Source organism: Pseudomonas sp. F2, from assembly GCF_057174385.1.
The window spans coordinates 3,797,351-3,821,694 of sequence record NZ_CM169904.1; the positions used below are offsets into that span (position 1 = coordinate 3,797,351).

Here is a 24,344-nt window from a genome sequence, read left to right on the forward strand (position 1 = left end):
TTAAATTCCTGTCGATTCGCTGGGGCGATTACTTGCGGATCGGCTTACGCGGACCTTTACGGGTACGCGCGTTGGTCTTGGTACGCTGACCGCGTACTGGAAGACCGCGACGATGACGCAGACCGCGATAGCAACCGAGGTCCATCAAGCGCTTGATTTTCATGTTGATTTCGCGACGCAGGTCACCTTCAGTGGTGAACTTCGCCACTTCGCCACGCAGCTGTTCAATTTGCTCGTCGCTCAGATCTTTGATCTTTGCTGCTGGGTTTACCCCAGTGTCTGCACAGATTTTCTGCGCAGTAGTGCGACCGACACCATAGATGTAGGTCAGCGAGATAACAGTATGCTTGTTATCTGGAATGTTAACGCCTGCAATACGGGCCATTCAGTGGGACTCCAATTGACAGCTACCTACGCCCCGGAAGCCAAGAAATAGGGCGCGAGATAATATCGCTGTAATAACAAATAATCAACCCGGCAGCGCACTAGCTGCCGGGCTTGAAGCACAATCACACTCAGCCTTGGCGCTGTTTGTGACGCGGTTCCGCGCTGCAAATTACTCGAACAACACCTTCGCGGCGAATAATCTTGCAGTTACGGCACAGCTTTTTCACCGATGCACGAACTTTCATCACCAACTCCTCGAACCTTATGGGTACTCAGCGCAACATGCCGCTGCCGTAACCCTTCAGGTTGGCTTTCTTCATCAGGGATTCGTACTGGTGCGAAACGAGGTGCGATTGTACTTGGGACATGAAGTCCATCACAACCACGACCACGATCAGCAACGAGGTCCCGCCAAGGTAGAACGGAACGTTTGCTGCAACCACCAGGAACTGGGGCAACAGGCACACGGCCGTCATGTAAAGAGCACCGAACATGGTCAAGCGAGTCAGAACGCCATCAATATAGCGCGCAGACTGCTCACCTGGACGGATGCCCGGAATAAAGGCACCGGACTTCTTCAGGTTTTCCGCTACGTCTTTCGGATTGAACATCAACGCCGTATAGAAGAAGCAGAAGAAAATAATCCCTGCACTAAACAGCAGAATATTCAACGGCTGACCAGGAGCGATCGACTGCGAGATGTCCTGCAACCAGCCCATACCTTCAGACTGACCAAACCAGGCACCCAACGAAGCCGGGAACAGCAGAATGCTGCTCGCGAAAATAGCCGGAATAACACCGGCCATGTTCACCTTCAGCGGCAAGTGGCTTGTCTGCGCAGCAAAAACCTTGCGGCCCTGCTGACGCTTGGCGTAGTGAACAGCGATACGACGCTGACCACGCTCAATGAACACCACGAAACCGATAATCGCTACTGCCAGCAAACCGATGGCAACCAGGGCGAAGATATTGATATCACCCTGACGCGCAGACTCGAAAGACTGCCCGATTGCTCTCGGAAGACCGGCGACGATACCCGAAAAAATCAACATCGAGATACCGTTGCCTACACCACGCTCAGTAATCTGCTCACCCAGCCACATCATGAACATCGCACCAGCCACAAAAGTGGAGACCGCGACGAAATGGAAGCCAAAGTCACCAGTGAACGCAACGCCCTGCCCCGCCAGGCCAATGGACATGCCAATAGCCTGAACGAGAGCGAGGACGACGGTGCCGTAGCGGGTGTACTGGCTGATCTTGCGACGGCCAGCTTCACCTTCCTTCTTCAACTGCTCCAGCTGCGGGCTGACGGCGGTCATCAGTTGCATGATGATCGATGCCGAAATGTACGGCATGATCCCCAGTGCAAAGATGCTCATCCGTTCCAGCGCGCCGCCGGAGAACATGTTGAACAAGCTAAGAATGGTCCCCTCATTCTGTCGAAACAGGTCTGCGAGTCGGTCCGGGTTGATACCTGGAACCGGGATGTGTGCGCCTATTCGGTAGACGATAATCGCCAGGAACAGAAAACGCAGACGAGCCCAGAGTTCAGACATACCGCCTTTGCCGAGCGCAGAGAGAGCACCTTGCTTAGCCATTTATTCCTCGAACTTGCCGCCAGCTGCTTCGATAGCCGCACGCGCACCTTTGGTGGCGCCGATTCCCTTGCCGATAGTGACAGCGCGAGTCACTTCACCGGACAGCATGATTTTCACACGCTGTACGTTGACGTTGATCACGTTGGCATCTTTCAGGGACTGCACGGTGACGATGTCGCCTTCCACTTTGGCCAGCTCGGACAGACGCACTTCTGCGCGATCCATGGCTTTCAGGGAAACGAAACCGAACTTCGGCAGGCGACGATGCAGCGGCTGTTGACCGCCTTCAAAGCCTGGAGCAATGGTGCCACCGGAGCGGGAGGTTTGACCTTTGTGACCACGGCCACCAGTCTTACCCAAACCACTACCGATACCACGGCCCGGACGATGCTTTTCGCGACGGGAACCCGGCGCTGGACTCAGATCATTGAGTTTCATCGATTAACCCTCGACACGCAGCATGTAGTAAGCCTTGTTGATCATCCCGCGATTCTCGGGAGTATCCTGGACTTCTACAGTGTGACCGATGCGACGCAGACCCAGACCCTTAACGCACAGTTTGTGGTTAGGGATGCGGCCGGTCATGCTTTTGATCAGCGTAACTTTAACGGTAGCCATGATCAGAAGATCTCCTTGACAGTCAGGCCACGCTTGGCAGCAATGGACTCAGGAGATTGCATAGCCTTCAGACCCTTGAAAGTGGCGTGAACCACGTTTACCGGGTTAGTCGAGCCGTAGCACTTGGCCAGAACGTTCTGAACGCCAGCAACTTCGAGGACAGCACGCATAGCGCCGCCAGCGATGATACCGGTACCTTCAGAAGCAGGCTGCATGTACACCTTCGAAGCGCCGTGAGCGGACTTCATTGCGTACTGCAGGGTGGTGCCGTTCAGGTCAACTTGAATCATGTTGCGGCGAGCAGCTTCCATTGCCTTCTGGATCGCAGCAGGCACTTCACGCGACTTGCCACGGCCGAAGCCAACACGCCCTTTACCATCACCAACCACGGTCAACGCGGTGAAAGTGAAGATACGGCCGCCTTTAACGGTTTTGGCTACGCGGTTAACTTGAACCAGCTTCTCGATGTAGCCTTCGTCGCGCTTTTGGTCGTTATTTGACATAACTTAGAACTCCAGCCCAGCTTCACGAGCAGCATCAGCCAGCGCTTTAACGCGGCCATGGTACTTGAAGCCAGAGCGGTCGAAAGCCACTTGCGAGACGCCAGCGGCCTTAGCACGCGTAGCGACCAGCTGGCCAACCTTTGTGGCCGCGTCGATGTTGCCAGTGGCACCATCACGCAGTTCTTTATCCAAAGTCGAGGCACTTGCCAGGACTTTGTTGCCGTCGGCCGAGATGACCTGGGCGTAGATGTGCTGCGACGAGCGGAACACGCAGAGACGCACGACTTCGAGTTCGTGCATTTTCAGGCGTGCTTTGCGAGCGCGACGCAGTCGAGTAACTTTTTTGTCGGTCATTTGCTATGCCCTACTTCTTCTTGGCTTCTTTACGACGGACGACTTCGTCCGCGTAGCGCACACCTTTGCCTTTGTACGGCTCTGGTGGACGGAAGTCGCGGATCTCAGCGGCCACTTGACCTACCAGCTGCTTGTCGATGCCCTTGATCAGGATATCGGTCTGGCTAGGAGTCTCAGCGGTGATGCCTTGCGGCAGTTCGTAATCCACTGGGTGCGAGAAGCCAAGAGCCAGGTTCAGCACCTGACCTTTTGCTTGCGCCTTGTAACCAACACCGACCAGCTGGAGCTTGCGCTCAAAGCCTTGGCTTACGCCTTGGACCATGTTGTTTACCAACGCACGCGTGGTACCGGCCATTGCGCGAGTCTGTTGATCGCCATTGCGAGCAGCGAAACGCAGCTCACCAGCTTCTTCAACGATCTCAACGGACGAATGGATGTTCAGTTCAAGAGTACCCTTGGCACCCTTCACCGAAAGCTGCTGGCCTGCGAATTTGACTTCGACACCGGCTGGCAGCTTAACGGGGTTCTTAGCGACGCGAGACATGCTTATCCCCCCTTAGAACACAGTGCAAAGAACTTCGCCGCCGACACCGGCAGCGCGCGCAGCACGATCCGTCATCACACCTTTGTTGGTGGAGACGATAGACACGCCAAGACCGCCACGAACTTTCGGCAGATCTTCAACGGACTTGTACTGACGCAGGCCTGGACGACTAACGCGCTTGACTTCCTCGATGACCGGACGGCCTTCGAAGTATTTCAGCGAGATGGACAACGACGGCTTAGCGTCGGTGGTGATCTGAAAATCCGCGATGTAACCTTCGTCCTTCAGGACTTTTGCTACAGCCACCTTCAACGTGGAAGACGGCATGCTTACGACAGACTTTTCAGCCATCTGGGCATTACGGATTCGAGTTAGCATGTCCGCTAACGGGTCCTGCATACTCATGGGCTAGACGCTCCTAATACAGAAAAATTAGCCTTGCGGCTACTACTTGTCGCCGAGAAATTCCGGGCACGAAAAACACGGGCTCAGGCGAGCCGGTCATTCTAGACACACCCCAGAAATGAATCAAGCCCCAAAAGGGGCTTGATTCAAATTCAAGGCCACCGATGGTCAGGTTCTTGCGACCCCGACCATCAAGGCTTTGACAGCGATTACCAGCTGGCTTTAACCAGACCTGGAACGTCACCACGCATTGCCGCTTCACGCAGTTTGTTACGGCCCAGGCCGAACTTGCGGTAAACGCCGTGCGGACGACCAGTCAGGCGGCAACGGTTACGCATGCGCGAAGCGCTTGCGTCACGTGGTTGCTTCTGCAGAGCTACGGTCGCTTCCCAACGCGCTTCTGGACTTGCGTTCAGATCAACGATGATAGCTTTCAGCGCTGCACGCTTGACGGCGTACTTGGCAACAGTGAGCTGACGCTTCAGCTCACGGTTTTTCATGCTCTTCTTGGCCATTTTCCTACTCCAATCAGTTGCGGAACGGGAATTTGAAAGCACGCAGCAGAGCGCGGCCTTCATCATCGTTCTTGGCAGTGGTGGTCAGGGTAATGTCCAGACCGCGGAGAGCATCGATCTTGTCGTAGTCGATTTCCGGGAAAATGATCTGCTCTTTCACGCCCATGCTGTAGTTGCCACGACCATCGAAGGACTTGGCATTCAGGCCGCGGAAGTCGCGAACCCGAGGCAGGGAGATCGACAGCAGACGATCCAGGAACTCGTACATACGCTCACGGCGCAGAGTCACTTTGACACCGATCGGCCATCCTTCACGGACTTTAAAGCCAGCGATGGATTTACGAGCGTAGGTCACAACGACTTTTTGGCCGGTGATCTTTTCCAGGTCAGCAACAGCGTGCTCGATGACTTTTTTGTCGCCGATCGCTTCGCCCAGACCCATGTTCAGGGTGATTTTGGTAACGCGCGGAACTTCCATCACGTTCGAAAGCTTAAGTTCTTCCTTAAGTTTCGGAGCGATTTCCTTCCGGTAAATCTCTTTTAGTCGTGCCATGGTCTTCTACCTAGCAGTGTTCAAGCATCAACCGCTTTTTGGGTCGACTTGAAGACACGAATTTTCTTACCGTCTTCTACTTTGAAACCAACGCGGTCAGCCTTGTTGGTTTCGCCGTTGAAGATGGCGACGTTGGAAGCGTGCAGTGGCGCTTCTTTCTCGACGATACCGCCCTGTACGCCCGACATCGGGTTAGGCTTGGTATGACGCTTGACCAGGTTCAGACCACCAACAACCAGACGGTTGTCAGCAAGAACCTTCAGCACCTTACCGCGCTTACCTTTGTCTTTGCCGGCGATCACGATGATCTCGTCGTCACGACGAATCTTTTGCATGTCGGATCTCCTTACAGCACTTCTGGGGCGAGCGAGACGATCTTCATGAACTTCTCAGTACGAAGTTCACGGGTCACTGGCCCAAAGATACGGGTGCCGATCGGCTCTTGCTTGTTGTTCAGAAGAACAGCAGCGTTGCCATCAAAGCGGATAATGGAGCCATCAGCACGACGTACGCCGTGACGAGTGCGGACTACAACAGCAGTCATCACTTGGCCTTTTTTCACTTTACCGCGAGGAATTGCTTCCTTCACGGTAACTTTGATGATGTCACCGATACCAGCGTAACGACGATGGGAGCCACCCAGCACCTTGATGCACATAACACGGCGAGCGCCGCTGTTATCGGCCACATCGAGCATGGATTGAGTCTGAATCATATAATTTCTCCGACCCCTAGCCCTTAGACTTCCACAGCGCGTTCGAGAACATCAACCAGCGCCCAAGACTTGGTCTTGGCCATCGGACGAGTTTCACGAATAGTGACTTTGTCGCCGATGTGGCACTGATTGGTTTCGTCGTGCGCGTGCAGCTTAGTCGAACGCTTAACGTATTTACCGTAGATCGGGTGCTTAACGCGACGCTCGATCAGAACGGTGATGGTTTTGTCCATCTTGTCGCTGACAACACGGCCAGTCAGCGTACGGACAGTTTTTTCGGCTTCAGCCATGATCACTTACCTGCCTGCTGGTTGAGCACAGTCTTCACGCGAGCGATGTCACGCTTAACTTGCGAGAGCAGATGAGACTGCCCCAACTGGCCAGTTGCTTTCTGCATGCGCAGATTGAACTGGTCGCGCAGCAAGCCGAGCAGTTGCTCGTTCAGCTGCTGTGCGGATTTTTCACGAAGTTCATTCGCTTTCATCACATCACCGTCCGTTTAACAAAGGAGGTGGCGAGCGGCAGCTTTGCAGCAGCCAGGGCGAAAGCCTCACGCGCCAGCTCTTCAGAAACACCCTCGATTTCATACAGGACTTTGCCTGGCTGAATCTGGGCAACCCAGTATTCCACGTTACCCTTACCTTTACCCATACGAACCTCGAGAGGCTTTTTGGAGATCGGCTTGTCCGGGAATACACGGATCCAGATCTTGCCGCCACGTTTTACGTGACGGGTCAGAGCACGACGCGCTGACTCGATCTGACGAGCGGTGAGACGACCACGAGCAACAGACTTCAGCGCGAACTCGCCGAAGCTGACTTTGCTACCGCGCAGTGCCAGACCACGGTTGTGGCCGGTCATCTGCTTGCGGAACTTCGTACGCTTAGGTTGCAACATTTGGCGTACCCCTTACTTAGCAGCTTTTTTACGAGGCGCTGGTGCTTGTGGCTTCAGCTCTTCTTGGCGACCACCAATTACTTCGCCTTTGAAGATCCAAACCTTTACACCGATCACACCGTAAGTGGTGTGAGCTTCGTAGTTGGCATAGTCGATGTCGGCACGCAGGGTGTGCAGTGGCACACGACCTTCGCGATACCATTCAGTACGTGCGATTTCAGCACCGCCGAGACGACCGCTCACTTGGATTTTGATGCCTTTGGCACCAATGCGCATGGCGTTCTGTACTGCGCGCTTCATAGCGCGACGGAACATTACACGACGCTCCAGCTGCTGAGCTACGCTCTGCGCAACCAGCATACCGTCGAGCTCCGGCTTGCGGATCTCTTCGATATTGATGTGCACAGGCACACCCATTTGCTTGGTCAGGTCCTGACGCAGTTTCTCAACATCTTCACCCTTCTTCCCGATAACGATACCTGGACGAGCGGTGTGGATGGTGATGCGTGCAGTTTGAGCCGGACGATGGATATCGATACGGCTTACGGACGCGCTTTTTAGTTTGTCTTGGAGATACTCACGCACCTTCAGATCTGCGAACAAGTAGTCCGCATAAGTCCGACCGTCTGCGTACCAGACGGAGGTGTGCTCCTTGACGATTCCCAGGCGAATGCCAATGGGATGTACTTTCTGACCCATCTCTTCGACTCCGTTACTTGTCAGCAACCTTGACAGTGATATGGCAAGACCGCTTGACGATGCGATCAGCACGGCCTTTGGCACGTGGCATGATGCGCTTCAGCGAACGCCCTTCGTTGACGAAAACGGTGCTGACCTTCAGGTCATCAACGTCTGCGCCTTCGTTATGCTCGGCGTTGGCTACGGCCGACTCCAGCACTTTTTTCATGATCTCGGCGGCTTTCTTACTGCTGAAAGCCAACAGGTTGAGCGCTTCGCCCACCTTCTTCCCGCGGATCTGGTCGGCGACCAAGCGGGCTTTCTGGGCGGAGATTCGAGCGCCCGACAACTTAGCGGCTACTTCCATTTCCTTACCCCTTAACGCTTGGCTTTCTTGTCAGCCACGTGCCCACGATAAGTGCGGGTACCGGCGAACTCGCCCAGTTTATGGCCAACCATGTCTTCGTTCACGAGAACTGGGACGTGCTGACGGCCGTTGTGTACTGCAATGGTCAGACCGACCATTTGTGGCAGGATCATCGAACGACGCGACCAAGTCTTAATTGGTTTGCGATCGTTCTTTTCCGCCGCCACTTCGATCTTCTTCAGTAGGTGAAGATCAATAAAAGGACCTTTTTTCAGAGAACGTGGCACTGTCGTATCCCTCTATTTACTTGCGACGACGGACGATCATTTTGTCGGTACGCTTATTACCACGAGTCTTCGCGCCCTTAGTCGGGAAGCCCCATGGCGATACCGGATGACGACCACCAGAGGTACGACCTTCACCACCACCATGTGGGTGGTCAACCGGGTTCATGGCAACACCACGAACGGTTGGGCGAACGCCACGCCAGCGTTTGGCACCAGCTTTACCCAGCGAACGCAGGCTGTGCTCGGAGTTCGAGACTTCGCCCAGGGTCGCACGGCATTCAGCCAGGACTTTACGCATTTCACCGGAACGCAGACGCAGGGTAACGTACACGCCTTCACGAGCGATCAGCTGAGCCGAAGCACCAGCGGAACGAGCGATCTGTGCGCCTTTACCTGGCTTCAGTTCGATGCCGTGTACGGTAGAACCGACTGGAATGTTGCGCAGTTGCAGAGCGTTACCTGGCTTGATTGGAGCCAGAGCGCCTGCGATCAGCTGGTCGCCAGCACTCACGCCTTTAGGGGCGATAATGTAGCGACGCTCGCCGTCTGCGTAGCAGAGCAGTGCGATGTGAGCGGTACGGTTTGGATCGTATTCGATACGCTCGACAGTGGCGACGATGCCATCTTTGTCGTTGCGACGGAAATCGACCATACGGTAATGCTGCTTATGACCACCACCGATGTGACGAGTGGTAATACGGCCATTGTTGTTACGACCACCAGTCTTCGATTTTTTCTCGAGCAGCGGTGCGTGAGGAGCGCCTTTATGCAGCTCCTGGTTGACCACCTTGACCACAAAACGGCGGCCAGGGGAAGTCGGTTTGCATTTAACGATTGCCATGATGCACCCCTTCCTTACTCAGCACTGCTGCTGAAATCGAGATCTTGGCCTGGCTGAAGGGAGATAACTGCCTTCTTCCAGTCATTACGCTTGCCCAGACCGCGAGCAGTGCGCTTGCTCTTACCCAGAACGTTCAGGGTAGTGACGCGCTCTACTTTCACGCTGAACAGGCTTTCGACGGCCTTCTTGATTTCCAGCTTGGTTGCATCAGTAGCAACCTTGAAAACGAACTGGCCTTTCTTGTCTGCCAGAACCGTAGCCTTCTCGGAAACGTGCGGGCCAAGCAGAACTTTAAATACGCGTTCCTGGTTCATCCCAGCAGCTCCTCGAATTTCTTCACGGCCGACACGGTGATCAACACCTTGTCGTATGCGATCAGACTAACTGGATCGGAACCTTGCACGTCACGTACATCTACGTGTGGCAGGTTACGAGCAGCCAGGTACAGGTTCTGATCAACAGCGTCCGACACGATCAGAACGTCGGTCAGGCTCATGTTGTTCAGTTTGCCCAGCAGATCTTTGGTTTTCGGAGTTTCAACAGCGAAATCCTGAACCACGACCAGACGATCAGTACGCACCAGCTCAGCAAGGATGGAACGCATTGCTGCGCGATACATCTTCTTGTTCAGCTTCTGGGAGTGATCTTGTGGACGAGCTGCGAAAGTGGTACCGCCGCCACGCCAGATTGGGCTACGGATAGTACCGGCACGAGCACGGCCAGTACCTTTCTGACGCCATGGGCGCTTGCCGCCACCACGAACGTCGGAACGGGTCTTCTGCTGCTTGCTACCTTGACGGCCGCCAGCCATGTAGGCCACGACTGCTTGGTGAACCAGCGTCTCGTTGAATTCGCCGCCAAATGTCAGTTCGGAAACTTCGATCGCTTGAGCGTCATTTACATTTAATTGCATGTCAGCTTCCCCTTAACCGCGAGCCTTGGCTGCTGGACGTACAACCAGGTTGCCGCCAGTAGCGCCAGGAACAGCGCCCTTGACCAACAACAGATTGCGTTCAGCGTCCACGCGCACTACTTCCAGGGACTGCACGGTCACGCGCTCAGCGCCCATATGACCGGACATTTTTTTGCCCTTGAATACACGACCAGGAGTCTGGCACTGGCCGATAGAGCCTGGGACGCGGTGGGATACGGAGTTACCGTGGGTGTTATCTTGCCCGCGGAAATTCCAACGCTTGATCGTACCCTGGAAGCCTTTACCCTTGGACTGACCGGTTACATCAACCAGTTGACCAGCGGCGAAGATTTCAGCGTTGATCAGATCGCCAGCCTGGTACTCGCCTTCTTCAAGACGGAATTCCATGGTGGTGCGACCAGCGGCAACGTTCGCTTTAGCGAAGTGGCCAGCTTGAGCTGCTGTTACACGCGAAGCGCGACGCTCGCCGACAGTGACTTGCACTGCACGATAGCCATCGGTCTCTTCAGTTTTGAACTGGGTGACGCGATTCGGCTCGATCTCAATGACCGTGACCGGAATGGAGACACCTTCTTCGGTGAAAATACGGGTCATACCGCATTTACGACCGACTACACCAATAGTCATGTTGTAAACCTCATGAGTGTACGGGGCTTTCACCCGCTATGGCCGCCCATTTCAGAGCGTTACACGACCAAGACCGAGTCTTAGCCGAGGCTGATCTGCACTTCCACACCGGCCGCAAGATCAAGCTTCATAAGTGCATCAACGGTTTTATCCGTTGGCTGGACGATGTCCAGAACGCGCTTATGAGTACGGATTTCGTACTGGTCACGCGCGTCTTTGTTGACGTGCGGGGAAACCAGAACGGTGAACCGCTCTTTACGGGTAGGCAGTGGAATTGGACCACGCACTTGAGCACCAGTACGTTTCGCGGTTTCCACGATTTCCTGGGTTGATTGGTCGATCAGGCGATGGTCGAAAGCCTTCAACCTGATACGGATTTGCTGATTTTGCATTGGATTTCAGACTCCGGCTGCTATTCCCACCGGGCGCAATACGCCCGTTAAAAGGAGGCGCAATTCTATAGACGCCCCAGATAGGTGTCAACCCAATAAAAAAGCCCCCGCTGAGCGGGGGCTTTTTCAATTCATCAAGCAGACTCTATAAAAGAGAATTACTCGATGATTTTGGCTACGACGCCAGCGCCGACGGTACGACCGCCTTCACGGATAGCGAAACGCAGACCGTCTTCCATCGCGATGGTTTTGATCAGGGTAACAGTCATCTGAATGTTGTCACCTGGCATTACCATTTCAACGCCTTCTGGCAGCTCGCAGTTACCAGTCACGTCAGTAGTACGGAAGTAGAACTGTGGACGGTAGCCTTTGAAGAACGGAGTATGACGACCGCCTTCTTCCTTGCTCAGAACGTAAACTTCTGCGGTGAACTTGGTGTGCGGCTTAACCGAACCTGGCTTGACCAGAACCTGACCACGCTCAACGTCGTCACGCTTGGTACCACGCAGCAGAACGCCGCAGTTCTCACCAGCACGACCTTCGTCGAGCAGCTTGCGGAACATCTCAACACCGGTGCAGGTGGTGGTGGTGGTGTCACGCAGACCAACGATTTCCAGTGCATCTTGAACGCGAACGATACCGCGCTCGATACGACCAGTCACAACAGTACCGCGACCCGAGATCGAGAATACGTCTTCGATTGGCATCAGGAATGGCTTGTCGATCATACGAACTGGTTCTGGGATGTAGCTGTCCAGAGTTTCAACCAGCTTCTTGACGGCAGTGGTGCCCATCTCGTTGTCGTCTTTGCCTTCCAGCGCCATACGAGCCGAACCGATGATGATTGGGGTGTCATCGCCCGGGAAGTCGTAGGTGGACAGCAGGTCGCGAACTTCCATCTCAACCAGTTCCAGCAGCTCAGCGTCGTCTACTAGGTCAGCCTTGTTCAGGAAAACCACGATGTACGGAACGCCTACCTGACGGGACAGCAGGATGTGCTCACGGGTTTGTGGCATCGGACCATCAGCGGCCGAGCAAACCAGGATAGCGCCGTCCATTTGAGCAGCACCGGTGATCATGTTCTTCACATAGTCAGCGTGACCTGGGCAGTCAACGTGAGCGTAGTGACGAATGTTCGAGTTGTACTCAACGTGCGCGGTGTTGATGGTGATACCGCGAGCTTTTTCTTCTGGAGCGCTGTCGATCTTGTCGAATTCAACTACGGCCGAACCGAAAACTTCGGAGCAGACGCGAGTCAGAGCAGCGGTCAGAGTGGTTTTACCGTGGTCAACGTGACCGATGGTGCCAACGTTGACGTGCGGTAGGGAACGATCAAATTTTTCTTTAGCCACGACAATTAACTCCTAGCCTAAAGGGGCTGAATCAGCCTTGTTTTTTGGTTACGGATTCGACGATGTGCGACGGAGCCGTATCGTATTTTTTGAATTCCATAGAGTAGCTTGCGCGACCCTGGGACATGGAACGAACGTCGGTCGCATAACCGAACATCTCACCCAGTGGAACCTCGGCACGGATAACCTTGCCGGACACTGTGTCTTCCATACCCTGGATCATGCCGCGACGACGGTTAAGGTCGCCCATTACATCACCCATATAGTCTTCAGGCGTAACAACCTCTACCGCCATGATCGGCTCGAGCAACTCACCACCACCCTTCTGGGCCAGTTGCTTGGTCGCCATGGAAGCAGCCACTTTAAACGCCATCTCGTTGGAGTCGACGTCGTGGTAAGAACCATCGAACACGGTAGCCTTCAGGCCGATCAGCGGATAGCCGGCAACAACGCCGTTCTTCATCTGCTCTTCGATACCCTTCTGGATAGCCGGGATGTATTCCTTAGGAACCACACCACCTACTACTTCGTTCAGGAATTGCAGACCTTCCTGACCTTCGTCAGCAGGAGCAAAACGGATCCAGCAGTGACCGAACTGGCCGCGACCGCCGGACTGGCGAACGAACTTGCCTTCGATTTCGCAGTTCTTCGTGATGCGCTCACGGTACGAAACTTGAGGCTTGCCGATGTTGGCTTCGACGTTGAACTCACGGCGCATCCGGTCAACCAGGATGTCCAGGTGCAGCTCGCCCATGCCGGAGATGATCGTCTGACCAGTCTCTTCATCAGTCTTAACGCGGAAAGACGGGTCTTCCTGAGCCAGCTTGCCCAGTGCGATACCCATTTTTTCCTGGTCATCCTTGGTCTTAGGCTCTACGGCAACCGAAATAACCGGCTCCGGGAAGTCCATACGAACCAGGATAATTGGCTTGTCAGCGTTGCAGAGGGTTTCACCAGTGGTGACGTCCTTCATGCCGATCAGGGCCGCGATGTCGCCAGCGCGCACTTCCTTGATCTCTTCACGGGCGTTTGCGTGCATTTGCACCATACGACCCACGCGCTCTTTCTTGCCTTTAACCGAGTTGATCACACCGTCGCCGGAGTTCAACACGCCCGAGTAAACACGGACGAAGGTCAAGGTACCCACGAATGGGTCAGTAGCGATTTTGAACGCCAGTGCCGCGAACGGCTCGTCGTCACTTGCGTGACGCTCCATTTCCTCTTCCTCGTTATCAGGGTTGGAGCCCTTGATCGCAGGAATGTCGGTTGGAGCAGGCAGGAAGTCGATGACGGCGTCGAGAACCAGGGGAACGCCCTTGTTCTTGAACGAAGAACCGCACACAGCCAGAACGATTTCGCCAGCGATAGTGCGCTGACGCAGAGCAGCCTTGATCTCTTCGATCGACAGCTCTTCGCCTTCCAGGTACTTGTTCATCAGCTCTTCACTGGCTTCGGCCGCAGCCTCAACCATGTTGCTGCGCCACTCAGTAGCCAGCTCGAGCATGTCCGCAGGGATTTCCTTGCGAACAGGAACCATACCCTTGTCAGAGTCGTTCCAGTAAACAGCCTGCATGTTGATCAGGTCGATCTGGCCCTGGAAGTTGTCTTCCGAACCGATAGCCAGCTGGATCGGCACCGGAGTGTGACCCAGACGCTGCTTGATCTGACCGATCACGCGCAGGAAGTTGGCACCAGCACGGTCCATCTTGTTTACGTAAACAAGACGTGGAACGCCGTATTTGTTGGCTTGACGCCATACGGTTTCCGACTGAGGCTCAACACCCGAGGTACCGCAGAATACAACCACAGCGCCGTCGAGTACGCGCAGGGAACGCTCAACTTCAATGGTGAAGTCTACGTGGCCCGGGGTATCGATGACGTTGAAGCGGTGTTCGTGAGGATACTGCTTCTCGGAACCTTTCCAGAAGGCGGTGATGGCAGCAGAAGTAATGGTAATACCACGCTCCTGCTCCTGCACCATCCAGTCTGTAGTCGCGGCGCCGTCATGCACCTCGCCCATTTTGTGACTTTTGCCAGTGTAAAAAAGGACGCGCTCGGTGGTGGTGGTTTTACCAGCATCCACGTGAGCGACGATACCGATGTTACGGTAGCGACTAATCGGAGTAGTACGAGCCATAAAGCCCTCGCAAAATTAGTGAAGCTAAAATTAGAAGCGGTAGTGCGAGAAAGCTTTGTTGGCTTCGGCCATACGGTGCACGTCTTCACGCTTCTTAACAGCAGCACCTTTACCTTCAGCAGCATCCAGCAGTTCGCCAGCCAAGCGCAGAGCCATAGACTTCTCGCCACGCTTACGTGCGAAGTCTACCAACCAGCGCATTGCCAGAGCGTTACGGCGGGAAGGACGAACCTCGACCGGAACCTGGTAAGTAGCACCACCAACGCGGCGCGACTTCACTTCGACCAGCGGAGCGATGGCGTCGAGTGCTTTTTCGAAGAGTTCCAGGGGATCGGTGCCGGCCTTACGAGCCTTCACGGTTTCCAGGGCACCATAAACGATACGCTCGGCAACGGCTTTCTTGCCGCTTTCCATAACGTGGTTCATGAATTTGGCGAGGATCTGGCTTCCGTATTTCGGATCGTCCAGAATCTCACGCTTTGCTGCTACGCGACGTCTTGGCATGATAAGCCCTCAAGCGGTCTTCAGGTTAGTTCGGGACAGATCCAGTGGATGCAAGCCCGACCTTACTCTTATCGACTCAATAAAATGAAAATCTGCAAAACGGCCGATTACTTCGGACGCTTGGTACCGTACTTCGAACGACCCTGGTTACGGCCTTTAACGCCGGAAGTATCCAAGGAGCCGCGAACGGTGTGGTAACGAACACCTGGCAAGTCTTTTACACGACCGCCGCGGATCAGTACCACGCTGTGCTCTTGCAGGTTGTGGCCTTCACCACCGATGTACGAGGAAACCTCGAAACCGTTGGTCAGACGCACACGGCATACTTTACGCAGTGCCGAGTTAGGTTTTTTCGGCGTAGTGGTGTACACACGGGTGCACACGCCACGACGCTGCGGGCAGTTCTGCAGCGCAGGTACGTCGGATTTCTCGACGATACGCTTACGCGGCTGACGTACCAGCTGGTTGATAGTTGCCATCTACTAGCTCCACTGTTGTCTTGCGACGCTATTGTCTTGCAAGAAAAGCAAAATGACAGGAACGGATTCCCGCCAAATTTAGGGGATCAAGAGTCTAAAGAGGATCTTGCCCCCAGTCAAGGCAAGGCCCCGACCACCCCGCCCGTCGAACCTTGACAATTTGTCTCGATTCGACGAACGGAGCGATCAGGGCCTCAGCTTATTTACCGCAGAACTCAGTTACCGCTCGAGTTCAGCGCTTCGGTCAGTGCAGCTTCCACTTCACTGGCGCTTACGCGCAACGGCTTGTCTGCATCACGACGACGCTTGCGCTCGCTGTGATAAGCCAGACCGGTACCGGCCGGGATCAGACGACCCACGACCACGTTTTCTTTCAGGCCGCGCAGGTAGTCGCGCTTGCCGGTGACTGCCGCTTCGGTCAGTACGCGGGTGGTTTCCTGGAAGGAAGCCGCCGAGATGAACGATTCGGTCGACAACGACGCCTTGGTGATACCCAGCAGAACGCGGGTGAACTTGGAGACAAACTTGTCTTCCGCGTTCAGACGCTCGTTCTCTACCAGTACGTGAGTCAGTTCCATCTGGTCGCCCTTGATGAAGCTGGAATCGCCGGACTCGGAGATCTCAACTTTACGCAGCATCTGACGCAGGATGGTCTCGATGTGCTTATCGTTGATTTTCACGCCTTGCAGACGGTAAACGTCCTGGATCTCGTTCACGATGTACTTGGCCAGCGCGCTCACACCCAGCAGACGCAGGATGTCGTGCGGATCGCTTGGACCGTCGGAGATAACTTCGCCGCGGTTAACCTGTTCGCCTTCGAACACGTTCAGGTGACGCCACTTCGGAATCAGCTCTTCGTACGGATCGCTACCGTCGTTCGGGGTAATAACCAGACGGCGCTTGCCTTTGGTCTCTTTACCGAATGCGATGGTACCGCTGACTTCAGCCAGAATCGACGCCTCTTTCGGACGACGAGCTTCGAACAGGTCGGCAACACGCGGCAGACCACCGGTGATGTCGCGGGTTTTCGAAGTTTCTTGCGGGATACGAGCGATAACATCACCGATCGCGATCTTCGCACCGTCCGCAACACCGACCAGGGCGTTGGCTGGCAGGAAGTACTGAGCGATAACGTCAGTGCCTGGCAGCAACAGATCCTTGCCGTTGTCGTCGACCATCTTCACTGCTGGACGGATTTCCTTGCCCGCAGCTGGACGATCTTTCGCATCGAGTACTTCAATGTTGGTCATACCGGTCAATTCGTCAGTCTGACGCTTGATCGTGATGCCTTCTTCCATGCCCACGTAGGTCACGGTACCTTTCATTTCGGTAACGATCGGGTGAGTGTGCGGATCCCACTTGGCGACGATTGCGCCAGCGTCGACCTTGTCACCTTCTTTAACCGAAATCACAGCACCGTACGGCAGCTTGTAACGCTCACGCTCACGACCGAAGTCATCAGCGATGGCCAGCTCACCGGAACGGGACACGGCAACCAGGTGGCCATCCACTCGCTCAACGTGTTTCAGGTTATGCAGACGGACGGTACCGCCATTCTTCACCTGAACGCTGTCGGCTGCGGAAGTACGGCTTGCCGCACCACCGATGTGGAACGTACGCATCGTCAGCTGGGTACCCGGCTCACCGATGGACTGGGCAGCAATAACGCCGACCGCTTCACCGATGTTCACCTGGTGACCACGAGCCAGATCACGGCCGTAGCACTTGGCGCAAATGCCATAGCGGGTTTCGCAGCTGATCGGCGAACGCACGATCACTTCGTCGATGCTGTTCAGCTCGATGAACTCGACCCACTTCTCGTCCACCAGAGTACCGGCAGGAACGATAACGTCCTCGGTGCCTGGCTTGAATACGTCACGGGCAATAACACGACCCAATACGCGCTCACCCAACGGCTCTACAACGTCACCGCCTTCAATGTGCGGAGTCATCAGCAGACCGTGTTCGGTGCCGCAATCGATCTCGGTTACAACCAGATCCTGCGCCACGTCTACCAGACGACGAGTCAGGTAACCGGAGTTCGCAGTTTTCAACGCGGTATCCGCCAGACCTTTACGAGCACCGTGAGTCGAGATGAAGTACTGGAGTACGCTCAGACCTTCACGGAAGTTCGCAGTAATCGGCGTTTCAATGATGGAACCGTCCGGCTTGGCCATCAGACCACGCATACCGGCCAGCTGACGAATCTGTGCTGCGGAACCCCGCGCACCCGAGTCGGCCATCATGTACATCGAGTTGAAGGACTCTTGGTCAACTTCGTCGCCGTGACGGTCGATGACTTTCTCTTTCGAGAGGTTGGCCATCATCGCCTTGGAAACTTCGTCGTTCGCCTTCGACCAAAGGTCGATCACTTTGTTGTACTTCTCGCCCTGAGTTACCAGGCCGGAGGCGTACTGGCTCTCGATCTCTTTCACTTCGTCGGTGGCTGCACCGATGATGCGGGCTTTTTCGTCCGGGATAACGAAGTCGTTAACACCGATGGAAACGCCGGAGATGGTCGAATAAGCGAAACCGGTGTACATCAACTGGTCAGCAAAGATCACGGTCTCTTTCAGACCAACCACGCGGTAGCACTGGTTGATCAGCTTGGAGATCGCCTTTTTCTTCATTGGCAGGTTGACGACATCGAACGACAGACCTTTCGGCACCACCTGAAACAGCAGCGCACGGCCGACAGTGGTGTCGACGATACGAGTGTTGCTCACGCTGTTGCCGTCACGGTCGTTGACGGTTTCGTTGATACGCACTTTAACCTTGGCGTGCAGTGCGGCTTCGCCGGCACGGAACACACGGTCAACTTCCTGCAGATCCGCGAACACACGACCTTCGCCCTTGGCGTTGATCGCTTCACGAGTCATGTAGTACAGACCCAATACAACGTCCTGCGACGGAACGATGATTGGCTCACCGTTGGCTGGCGACAGAATGTTGTTGGTCGACATCATCAACGCACGCGCTTCGAGCTGGGCTTCCAGCGTCAGCGGTACGTGCACGGCCATCTGGTCGCCGTCGAAGTCGGCGTTGTACGCGGCGCAGACCAGCGGGTGCAGCTGGATAGCCTTACCTTCGATCAGTACCGGTTCAAACGCCTGGATACCCAGACGGTGAAGGGTCGGTGCACGGTTGAGAAGAACCGGGTGTTCGCGAATCACTTCAGCGAGAACGTCCCAAACCTCTGGCAGCTCGCGCTCGACCATCTTCTTGGCCGCTTTGATGGTGGTCGCCAGACCACGCATTTCCAGCTTGCCGAAAATGAACGGTTTGAACAGCTCGAGAGCCATCTTCTTCGGCAGGCCGCACTGGTGCAGACGCAGGGTCGGGCCTACGGTAATTACCGAACGACCGGAGTAGTCAACACGCTTGCCGAGCAAGTTCTGACGGAAACGACCCTGCTTACCCTTGATCATGTCAGCCAGGGATTTCAGAGGACGCTTGTTCGAACCGGTGATAGCGCGGCCACGACGACCGTTGTCGAGCAGTGCATCGACAGCTTCCTGCAACATACGCTTTTCGTTGCGCACGATGATGTCCGGAGCGGACAGATCCAGCAGACGCTTCAAACGGTTGTTACGGTTGATCACTCGACGATACAGATCGTTGAGGTCGGAAGTCGCGAAACGACCGCCATCCAGCGGGACCAGTGGACGCAGATCTGGCGGCAGAACCGGCAGAACGGTCAGCACCATCCACTCTGGCAGGTTGCCGGAACCCTGGAAGGCTTCCATCAACTTCAGACGCTTGGACAGCTTCTTGATCTTGGTTTCCGAGTTGGTTTGCGGAATTTCTTCGCGCAGACGGCCAATCTCGTGTTCCAGGTCGATAGCGTGCAGCAGTTCACGGACAGCTTCAGCACCCATGCGGGCGTCGAAGTCATCACCGAACTCTTCCAGCGCTTCGAAGTACTGCTCGTCGTTCAGCAGCTGACCTTTTTCAAGGGTAGTCATGCCCGGATCGATAACGACGTAGCTCTCGAAGTAGAGAACGCGCTCGATATCACGCAGGGTCATGTCCATCAGCAGGCCGATACGGGACGGCAGCGATTTCAGGAACCAGATGTGGGCAACCGGCGAAGCCAGTTCGATGTGCGCCATGCGCTCACGACGAACCTTGGCCAGTGCGACTTCAACGCCGCACTTCTCGCAGATCACACCACGGTGCTTCAAGCGCTTGTACTTACCGCACAGGCACTCGTAATCCTTTACCGGGCCAAAGATCTTGGCGCAGAACAGACCGTCACGCTCAGGTTTGAACGTACGGTAGTTGATGGTTTCCGGCTTTTTAACTTCACCGAACGACCACGAGCGGATCATCTCAGGCGAGGCCAATCCGATACGGATGGCGTCGAACTCTTCGACTTGACCCTGGTTTTTCAGCAAATTCAGTAGGTCTTTCAAGGCCTTTCCTCCTGGCGGAGCAGAGAGCGGGCAGTCCTGCCCCGCTCTCGATCGCGTCACGTGTTATTCGGTTTCCAGATCGATATCGATGCCGAGGGAACGAATTTCCTTGATCAACACGTTGAAGGACTCGGGCATGCCCGGCTCCATACGGTGATCGCCATCCACGATGTTTTTGTACATCTTGGTACGGCCGTTCACATCGTCCGACTTCACTGTGAGCATTTCTTGCAGAGTGTATGCAGCACCGTATGCTTCCAGTGCCCAGACCTCCATCTCCCCGAAACGCTGACCACCGAACTGCGCCTTACCACCCAGCGGCTGCTGGGTAACCAGGCTGTACGAACCGGTAGAACGCGCGTGCATCTTGTCGTCTACCAAGTGGTTCAGCTTCAGCATGTACATGTAGCCAACGGTAACTGGACGCTCGAACTTGTTGCCGGTACGGCCGTCAGTCAGCTGCATCTGGCCGCTTTCCGGCAGGTCTGCCAGTTTCAGCATGGCCTTGATTTCGCTTTCCTTGGCACCGTCGAACACTGGAGTGGCCATTGGAACACCGCCACGCAGGTTCTTCGCCAGATCCAGGATTTCCTGATCGGAGAAGCTGTCCAGATCTTCGTTACGACCACCGATCTGGTTGTAGATCTCGTCCAGGAAGGTGCGCAGCTCAGCGACTTTACGCTGCTCTTCGACCATCCGGTTGATCTTCTCGCCCAGACCTTTGGCCGCGAGGCCCAGGTGGGTTTCAAGGATCTGACCAACGTTCATACGCGAAGGTACGCCCAACGGGTTGAGGACGACGTCGACCGGGGTGCCATTGGCATCGTGCGGCATGTCTTCAACCGGCATGATCACGGAGACCACACCCTTGTTACCGTGACGACCGGCCATCTTGTCGCCCGGCTGGATGCGACGACGGATTGCCAGGTAAACCTTGACGATTTTCAGCACGCCCGGAGCCAGGTCATCGCCCTGCTGCAGTTTGCGCTTCTTGTCTTCGAACTTGTCGTCCAGCAGACGGCGACGATCAACGATGTAGGCCTGAGCCTTCTCGAGCTGCTCGTTCAGAGCATCTTCAGCCATGCGCAGTTTGAACCACTGACCATGCTCAAGACCGTCGAGTACTTCGTCGGTGATGTCCTGACCTTTCTTCAGACCGGCGCCGCCTTCAGCCTTGTGGCCTACCAGAGCGGAGCGCAGACGTTCGAAGGTCGCGCCCTCTACGATACGGAACTCTTCGTTCAGATCCTTGCGGATCTCGTCCAGCTGGGACTTCTCGATCGACAGTGCACGAGCATCACGCTCAACGCCGTCACGGGTGAAGACCTGTACGTCGATGACAGTACCTTTGGTACCGGTAGGTACACGCAGGGAGGTGTCTTTAACGTCGCTGGCTTTTTCACCGAAGATCGCACGCAGCAGTTTTTCTTCCGGAGTCAGTTGGGTCTCGCCTTTCGGAGTGACCTTACCGACCAGGATGTCGCCTGCGCCTACTTCAGCACCTACGTAAACGATACCGGCTTCGTCCAGCTTGTTCAGTGCAGCTTCACCCACGTTCGGGATGTCCGCAGTGATTTCCTCTGGGCCAAGCTTGGTGTCACGCGCCACACAGGTCAGTTCCTGAATGTGGATCGTGGTGAAACGGTCTTCCTGAACCACACGCTCGGACAGGCAGATGGAGTCTTCGAAGTTGAAGCCGTTCCATGCCATGAACGCGATGCGCATGTTCTGACCCAGTGCCAGCTCACCCATGTCGGTGGACGGGCCGTCGGCCATGATGTCGCTACGCTGAACGCGATCACCCTTGCTCACCAGCGGACGCTGGTTGATGCAGGTGTTCTGGTTCGAGCGGGTGTATTTGGTCAGGTTGTAGATGTCGACACCGGCTTCACCGGTTTCAACTTCATCATCAGCAACACGAACCACGATACGGCTGGCATCAACGGAGTCGATCACGCCGCCACGACGAGCCACGACGCAAACGCCGGAGTCGCGAGCCACGTTACGTTCCATGCCGGTACCTACCAGCGGCTTATCAGCGCGCAGGGTTGGTACAGCTTGACGCTGCATGTTCGAACCCATCAACGCACGGTTGGCGTCGTCGTGCTCGAGGAACGGAATCAGCGACGCTGCAACCGAAACTACCTGCTTCGGCGAAACGTCCATCAGGGTGACGTCTTCCGGCGCCTTGACGGTGAATTCGTTCAGGTGACGTACGGCTACCAGCTCGTCGATCAGGACTTTCTGCTCGTTCATGGTCGCCGAAGCCTGCGCGATCACGTGATCGGCTTCTTCAATGGCGGACAGGAACACGATCTCGTCGGTGACCACACCCTCTTTCACCACACGGTACGGGCTTTCCAGGAAGCCGTACTGGTTGGTGCGGGCGTAAGCAGCCAGGGAGTTGATCAGACCGATGTTCGGACCTTCCGGCGTTTCAATCGGGCAGACACGACCATAGTGAGTCGGGTGTACGTCACGGACTTCAAAGCCTGCACGCTCACGAGTCAGACCGCCAGGGCCGAGTGCAGAGACACGACGCTTGTGGGTGATCTCGGACAGCGGGTTGTTCTGGTCCATGAACTGCGAGAGCTGGCTGGAACCGAAGAACTCCTTCACCGCCGCAGCCACTGGCTTGGCGTTGATCAGGTCTTGCGGCATCAGGCCTTCGCTTTCAGCCATCGACAGACGCTCTTTGACCGCACGCTCAACACGTACCAGGCCAACGCGGAACTGGTTCTCGGCCATTTCGCCTACGCAGCGAACACGACGGTTACCCAGGTGGTCGATGTCATCGACAATGCCTTTACCGTTACGGATGTCGACCAGAGTCTTCAGGACCGCGACGATGTCTTCCTTGCACAGCACGCCCGAACCTTCGATTTCGGTACGACCGATACGACGGTTGAACTTCATCCGGCCGACCGCAGACAGGTCATAGCGCTCAGGGCTGAAGAACAGGTTGTTGAACAGGGTTTCGGCAGCGTCTTTGGTTGGCGGCTCGCCTGGACGCATCATGCGATAGATTTCGACCAGCGCTTCCAATTGGTTGCTGGTGGAGTCGATCTTCAGCGTGTCGGAGATGAACGGACCGCAGTCGATGTCGTTGGTGTACAGAGTTTCGATGCGAACAACGCCGGCCTTGGCAATTTTCGCCAGGACTTCGGTCGACAGCTCGGTGTTGCACTCTGCCAGGATTTCGCCGGTAGCCGGATGCACGATGACCTTGGCGGTAGTGCGACCCAGAACGTAGTCCAGAGGCACGTCCAGCTCTTTGATCCCGGCTTTCTCCAGCTGGTTGATGTGGCGGGCAGTAATACGACGGCCCTGCTCTACAATCACCTTGCCTTTATCATCCTGGATATCGAGGACAGCCACTTCACCGCGCAGACGCTGAGGCACCAGTTCCAGGCTCAGGCCTTCGCCTTTAACGTGGAATACGTTGGTGGTGTAGAACGCGTCCAGCACTTCTTCGGTGGTGTAGCCGAGCGCGCGCAGCAGTACCGAGGCCGGCAGCTTGCGACGACGGTCGATACGCACGAATACGCAGTCTTTCGGGTCGAACTCGAAATCCAGCCACGAACCGCGGTAAGGAATGATGCGCGCGGAGTACAACAGTTTACCGGAGCTGTGCGTCTTGCCGCGGTCGTGGTCGAAGAACACGCCCGGGGAACGGTGCAGCTGGGAAACGATAACACGCTCGGTACCGTTGATTACGAAGGTACCGTTCTCAGTCATCAATGGGATTTCGCCCATATAGACTTCTTGCTCTTTGATGTCCTTGATCGCTTTGTTCGACGATTCTTTGTCGAAAATGATCAGGCGCACTTTTACCCGCAAAGGTACGGCGAAAGTTACACCGCGCAATACGCATTCTTTGACATCAAATGCCGGTTCGCCCAAGCGATAACCGACGTACTCCAGCGCAGCATTGCCGGAGTAGCTGATGATCGGGAAAACGGATTTGAAGGCCGCATGCAGGCCCACGTCGCGGAACTGATCTTTAGTCGCTCCCGCTTGCAAGAATTCACGATACGAATCCAGCTGGATGGCCAGGAGGTACGGCACATCCATGACGTCCGGCAACTTGCTAAAGTCCTTGCGGATACGTTTTTTCTCAGTATATGAGTAAGCCATCAGCGTTCCCCAGCTTGGTCACCTGCTTGTTTGGCCCCTCCCGACGGGAGCAGCCAGAAAATCGTGCAAACCCCATGGTTTGCGCCACCGCATCGGGTGGTT

General features: G+C 55.5%; 30 protein-coding genes. All 30 read right to left on the minus strand.

Annotation, left to right across the window (positions count from 1 at the left end; all coding sequences use genetic code 11):
• Window positions 1–28: 28 nt before the first annotated feature.
• The 30 genes from rpsM to rpoB all read right to left on the minus strand — a co-directional run bounded on the left by rpsM (window position 29) and on the right by rpoB (window position 24,242).
• Entirely contained in the window at window positions 29–385 is a 357-nt protein-coding gene (rpsM, locus tag AC193Q_RS17070; RefSeq protein ID WP_008374135.1) for a 30S ribosomal protein S13, read from the minus strand.
• 130 nt (window positions 386–515) lie between these two features.
• Window positions 516–632, minus strand: coding sequence for a 50S ribosomal protein L36 (gene rpmJ / locus AC193Q_RS17075; RefSeq protein WP_002555468.1), 117 nt, complete (start codon window positions 630–632; stop codon window positions 516–518).
• A 27-nt stretch (window positions 633–659) separates the two neighbouring features.
• Entirely contained in the window at window positions 660–1,988 is a 1,329-nt protein-coding gene (gene secY, locus AC193Q_RS17080; RefSeq protein WP_003228718.1) for a preprotein translocase subunit SecY, read from the minus strand.
• Window positions 1,989–2,426, minus strand: a complete 438-nt coding sequence (gene rplO, locus AC193Q_RS17085) for a 50S ribosomal protein L15 (RefSeq protein WP_003228720.1) — start codon at window positions 2,424–2,426, stop codon at window positions 1,989–1,991. It lies immediately after the preceding gene.
• A gap of 3 nt (window positions 2,427–2,429) precedes the next feature.
• Window positions 2,430–2,606, minus strand: coding sequence for a 50S ribosomal protein L30 (gene rpmD / locus AC193Q_RS17090; RefSeq protein WP_003176408.1), 177 nt, complete (start codon window positions 2,604–2,606; stop codon window positions 2,430–2,432).
• 2 nt (window positions 2,607–2,608) lie between these two features.
• A complete protein-coding gene (gene rpsE / locus AC193Q_RS17095; protein WP_003176409.1) occupies window positions 2,609–3,109 on the minus strand; it encodes a 30S ribosomal protein S5 in 501 nt (166 codons plus the stop codon).
• Between the two features lie 3 nt (window positions 3,110–3,112).
• The gene (gene rplR, locus AC193Q_RS17100) at window positions 3,113–3,463 is read right to left on the minus strand and encodes a 50S ribosomal protein L18 (RefSeq protein ID WP_003186037.1); all 351 of its coding nucleotides are present in this window, start codon (window positions 3,461–3,463) and stop codon (window positions 3,113–3,115) included.
• Between the two features lie 10 nt (window positions 3,464–3,473).
• Entirely contained in the window at window positions 3,474–4,007 is a 534-nt protein-coding gene (gene rplF / locus AC193Q_RS17105) for a 50S ribosomal protein L6 (RefSeq protein ID WP_007966176.1), read from the minus strand.
• Window positions 4,008–4,019: 12 nt separating this feature from the next.
• A complete protein-coding gene (gene rpsH, locus AC193Q_RS17110; RefSeq protein WP_007966178.1) occupies window positions 4,020–4,412 on the minus strand; it encodes a 30S ribosomal protein S8 in 393 nt (130 codons plus the stop codon).
• Between the two features lie 209 nt (window positions 4,413–4,621).
• Complete coding sequence (gene rpsN / locus AC193Q_RS17115; protein WP_007955639.1) at window positions 4,622–4,927, minus strand: 30S ribosomal protein S14; 306 nt, start codon at window positions 4,925–4,927, stop codon at window positions 4,622–4,624.
• Window positions 4,928–4,940: 13 nt separating this feature from the next.
• Window positions 4,941–5,480, minus strand: a complete 540-nt coding sequence (rplE, locus tag AC193Q_RS17120; RefSeq protein WP_003210069.1) for a 50S ribosomal protein L5 — start codon at window positions 5,478–5,480, stop codon at window positions 4,941–4,943.
• 20 nt (window positions 5,481–5,500) lie between these two features.
• Window positions 5,501–5,815: a 50S ribosomal protein L24 gene (gene rplX, locus AC193Q_RS17125; protein WP_003186046.1), complete on the minus strand. Its 315-nt coding sequence runs from the start codon at window positions 5,813–5,815 to the stop codon at window positions 5,501–5,503.
• A gap of 11 nt (window positions 5,816–5,826) precedes the next feature.
• On the minus strand, window positions 5,827–6,195 hold the full coding sequence (gene rplN / locus AC193Q_RS17130) for a 50S ribosomal protein L14 (RefSeq protein WP_002555479.1): 369 nt from the start codon (window positions 6,193–6,195) through the stop codon (window positions 5,827–5,829).
• Window positions 6,196–6,218: 23 nt separating this feature from the next.
• On the minus strand, window positions 6,219–6,485 hold the full coding sequence (rpsQ, locus tag AC193Q_RS17135) for a 30S ribosomal protein S17 (protein WP_003194644.1): 267 nt from the start codon (window positions 6,483–6,485) through the stop codon (window positions 6,219–6,221).
• A gap of 2 nt (window positions 6,486–6,487) precedes the next feature.
• A complete protein-coding gene (gene rpmC / locus AC193Q_RS17140; RefSeq protein WP_002555481.1) occupies window positions 6,488–6,679 on the minus strand; it encodes a 50S ribosomal protein L29 in 192 nt (63 codons plus the stop codon).
• Window positions 6,679–7,092, minus strand: coding sequence for a 50S ribosomal protein L16 (rplP, locus tag AC193Q_RS17145; protein WP_003228729.1), 414 nt, complete (start codon window positions 7,090–7,092; stop codon window positions 6,679–6,681). Before rplP ends, rpmC begins: the two co-directional genes overlap by 1 nt.
• Before the next feature lie 12 nt (window positions 7,093–7,104).
• Entirely contained in the window at window positions 7,105–7,791 is a 687-nt protein-coding gene (gene rpsC, locus AC193Q_RS17150) for a 30S ribosomal protein S3 (protein ID WP_003176422.1), read from the minus strand.
• Between the two features lie 13 nt (window positions 7,792–7,804).
• Window positions 7,805–8,137: a 50S ribosomal protein L22 gene (gene rplV, locus AC193Q_RS17155; protein WP_003103908.1), complete on the minus strand. Its 333-nt coding sequence runs from the start codon at window positions 8,135–8,137 to the stop codon at window positions 7,805–7,807.
• Window positions 8,138–8,148: 11 nt separating this feature from the next.
• On the minus strand, window positions 8,149–8,424 hold the full coding sequence (gene rpsS, locus AC193Q_RS17160) for a 30S ribosomal protein S19 (protein ID WP_003228731.1): 276 nt from the start codon (window positions 8,422–8,424) through the stop codon (window positions 8,149–8,151).
• A gap of 16 nt (window positions 8,425–8,440) precedes the next feature.
• Window positions 8,441–9,265, minus strand: coding sequence for a 50S ribosomal protein L2 (gene rplB, locus AC193Q_RS17165; protein WP_003228734.1), 825 nt, complete (start codon window positions 9,263–9,265; stop codon window positions 8,441–8,443).
• 14 nt (window positions 9,266–9,279) lie between these two features.
• Window positions 9,280–9,579 carry a 50S ribosomal protein L23 gene (rplW, locus tag AC193Q_RS17170; protein WP_002555488.1) on the minus strand — a complete coding sequence of 100 codons (300 nt, stop codon included), beginning with the start codon at window positions 9,577–9,579 and terminating at the stop codon, window positions 9,280–9,282.
• Window positions 9,576–10,178, minus strand: a complete 603-nt coding sequence (gene rplD / locus AC193Q_RS17175) for a 50S ribosomal protein L4 (protein WP_003228735.1) — start codon at window positions 10,176–10,178, stop codon at window positions 9,576–9,578. The genes rplW and rplD overlap by 4 nt, the downstream gene beginning before the upstream one ends.
• 12 nt (window positions 10,179–10,190) lie before the next feature.
• The gene (rplC, locus tag AC193Q_RS17180) at window positions 10,191–10,826 is read right to left on the minus strand and encodes a 50S ribosomal protein L3 (protein ID WP_003228738.1); all 636 of its coding nucleotides are present in this window, start codon (window positions 10,824–10,826) and stop codon (window positions 10,191–10,193) included.
• A gap of 80 nt (window positions 10,827–10,906) precedes the next feature.
• Window positions 10,907–11,218, minus strand: a complete 312-nt coding sequence (gene rpsJ, locus AC193Q_RS17185) for a 30S ribosomal protein S10 (RefSeq protein ID WP_003186070.1) — start codon at window positions 11,216–11,218, stop codon at window positions 10,907–10,909.
• Between the two features lie 158 nt (window positions 11,219–11,376).
• On the minus strand, window positions 11,377–12,570 hold the full coding sequence (gene tuf / locus AC193Q_RS17190; RefSeq protein ID WP_095668187.1) for an elongation factor Tu: 1,194 nt from the start codon (window positions 12,568–12,570) through the stop codon (window positions 11,377–11,379).
• Between the two features lie 31 nt (window positions 12,571–12,601).
• The gene (gene fusA, locus AC193Q_RS17195) at window positions 12,602–14,707 is read right to left on the minus strand and encodes an elongation factor G (RefSeq protein ID WP_047296931.1); all 2,106 of its coding nucleotides are present in this window, start codon (window positions 14,705–14,707) and stop codon (window positions 12,602–12,604) included.
• Window positions 14,708–14,737: 30 nt separating this feature from the next.
• The gene (rpsG, locus tag AC193Q_RS17200) at window positions 14,738–15,211 is read right to left on the minus strand and encodes a 30S ribosomal protein S7 (RefSeq protein WP_003228745.1); all 474 of its coding nucleotides are present in this window, start codon (window positions 15,209–15,211) and stop codon (window positions 14,738–14,740) included.
• Window positions 15,212–15,318: 107 nt separating this feature from the next.
• Entirely contained in the window at window positions 15,319–15,690 is a 372-nt protein-coding gene (gene rpsL, locus AC193Q_RS17205) for a 30S ribosomal protein S12 (RefSeq protein ID WP_003186084.1), read from the minus strand.
• Window positions 15,691–15,905: 215 nt separating this feature from the next.
• Complete coding sequence (gene rpoC / locus AC193Q_RS17210) at window positions 15,906–20,105, minus strand: DNA-directed RNA polymerase subunit beta' (RefSeq protein WP_047296933.1); 4,200 nt, start codon at window positions 20,103–20,105, stop codon at window positions 15,906–15,908.
• Window positions 20,106–20,168: 63 nt separating this feature from the next.
• On the minus strand, window positions 20,169–24,242 hold the full coding sequence (gene rpoB, locus AC193Q_RS17215; RefSeq protein ID WP_027614262.1) for a DNA-directed RNA polymerase subunit beta: 4,074 nt from the start codon (window positions 24,240–24,242) through the stop codon (window positions 20,169–20,171).
• Window positions 24,243–24,344: the final 102 nt, after the last annotated feature.

Bases quoted from the DNA above. Each gene is read 5' to 3' on its own strand.
- rpsJ (WP_003186070.1), bottom strand. From the start codon at position 11,218: ATGCAAAATCAGCAAATCCGTATCAGGTTGAAGGCTTTCGACCATCGC.
- rpsH (WP_007966178.1), bottom strand. From the start codon at position 4,412: ATGAGTATGCAGGACCCGTTAGCGGACATGCTAACTCGAATCCGTAAT.
- rplD (WP_003228735.1), bottom strand. From the start codon at position 10,178: ATGCAATTAAATGTAAATGACGCTCAAGCGATCGAAGTTTCCGAACTG.
- rpsQ (WP_003194644.1), bottom strand. From the start codon at position 6,485: ATGGCTGAAGCCGAAAAAACTGTCCGTACGCTGACTGGCCGTGTTGTC.
- rpoB (WP_027614262.1), bottom strand. From the start codon at position 24,242: ATGGCTTACTCATATACTGAGAAAAAACGTATCCGCAAGGACTTTAGC.
- rpmJ (WP_002555468.1), bottom strand. From the start codon at position 632: ATGAAAGTTCGTGCATCGGTGAAAAAGCTGTGCCGTAACTGCAAGATT.
- rpsE (WP_003176409.1), bottom strand. From the start codon at position 3,109: ATGTCAAATAACGACCAAAAGCGCGACGAAGGCTACATCGAGAAGCTG.
- rplP (WP_003228729.1), bottom strand. From the start codon at position 7,092: ATGTTGCAACCTAAGCGTACGAAGTTCCGCAAGCAGATGACCGGCCAC.
- rplC (WP_003228738.1), bottom strand. From the start codon at position 10,826: ATGACTATTGGTGTAGTCGGTCGTAAATGCGGTATGACCCGTATTTTC.
- rpsN (WP_007955639.1), bottom strand. From the start codon at position 4,927: ATGGCCAAGAAGAGCATGAAAAACCGTGAGCTGAAGCGTCAGCTCACT.
- secY (WP_003228718.1), bottom strand. From the start codon at position 1,988: ATGGCTAAGCAAGGTGCTCTCTCTGCGCTCGGCAAAGGCGGTATGTCT.
- rplN (WP_002555479.1), bottom strand. From the start codon at position 6,195: ATGATTCAGACTCAATCCATGCTCGATGTGGCCGATAACAGCGGCGCT.
- rplW (WP_002555488.1), bottom strand. From the start codon at position 9,579: ATGAACCAGGAACGCGTATTTAAAGTTCTGCTTGGCCCGCACGTTTCC.
- rplV (WP_003103908.1), bottom strand. From the start codon at position 8,137: ATGGAAGTAGCCGCTAAGTTGTCGGGCGCTCGAATCTCCGCCCAGAAA.
- rpmD (WP_003176408.1), bottom strand. From the start codon at position 2,606: ATGGCTACCGTTAAAGTTACGCTGATCAAAAGCATGACCGGCCGCATC.
- fusA (WP_047296931.1), bottom strand. From the start codon at position 14,707: ATGGCTCGTACTACTCCGATTAGTCGCTACCGTAACATCGGTATCGTC.
- rpsG (WP_003228745.1), bottom strand. From the start codon at position 15,211: ATGCCAAGACGTCGCGTAGCAGCAAAGCGTGAGATTCTGGACGATCCG.
- rpsL (WP_003186084.1), bottom strand. From the start codon at position 15,690: ATGGCAACTATCAACCAGCTGGTACGTCAGCCGCGTAAGCGTATCGTC.
- rplB (WP_003228734.1), bottom strand. From the start codon at position 9,265: ATGGCAATCGTTAAATGCAAACCGACTTCCCCTGGCCGCCGTTTTGTG.
- rpmC (WP_002555481.1), bottom strand. From the start codon at position 6,679: ATGAAAGCGAATGAACTTCGTGAAAAATCCGCACAGCAGCTGAACGAG.
- rplX (WP_003186046.1), bottom strand. From the start codon at position 5,815: ATGCAAAAGATTCGTCGTGACGACGAGATCATCGTGATCGCCGGCAAA.
- rplO (WP_003228720.1), bottom strand. From the start codon at position 2,426: ATGAAACTCAATGATCTGAGTCCAGCGCCGGGTTCCCGTCGCGAAAAG.
- rplE (WP_003210069.1), bottom strand. From the start codon at position 5,480: ATGGCACGACTAAAAGAGATTTACCGGAAGGAAATCGCTCCGAAACTT.
- rpsC (WP_003176422.1), bottom strand. From the start codon at position 7,791: ATGGGTCAGAAAGTACATCCCATTGGCATTCGCCTGGGAATCGTCAAG.
- rplR (WP_003186037.1), bottom strand. From the start codon at position 3,463: ATGACCGACAAAAAAGTTACTCGACTGCGTCGCGCTCGCAAAGCACGC.
- rpsM (WP_008374135.1), bottom strand. From the start codon at position 385: ATGGCCCGTATTGCAGGCGTTAACATTCCAGATAACAAGCATACTGTT.
- rplF (WP_007966176.1), bottom strand. From the start codon at position 4,007: ATGTCTCGCGTCGCTAAGAACCCCGTTAAGCTGCCAGCCGGTGTCGAA.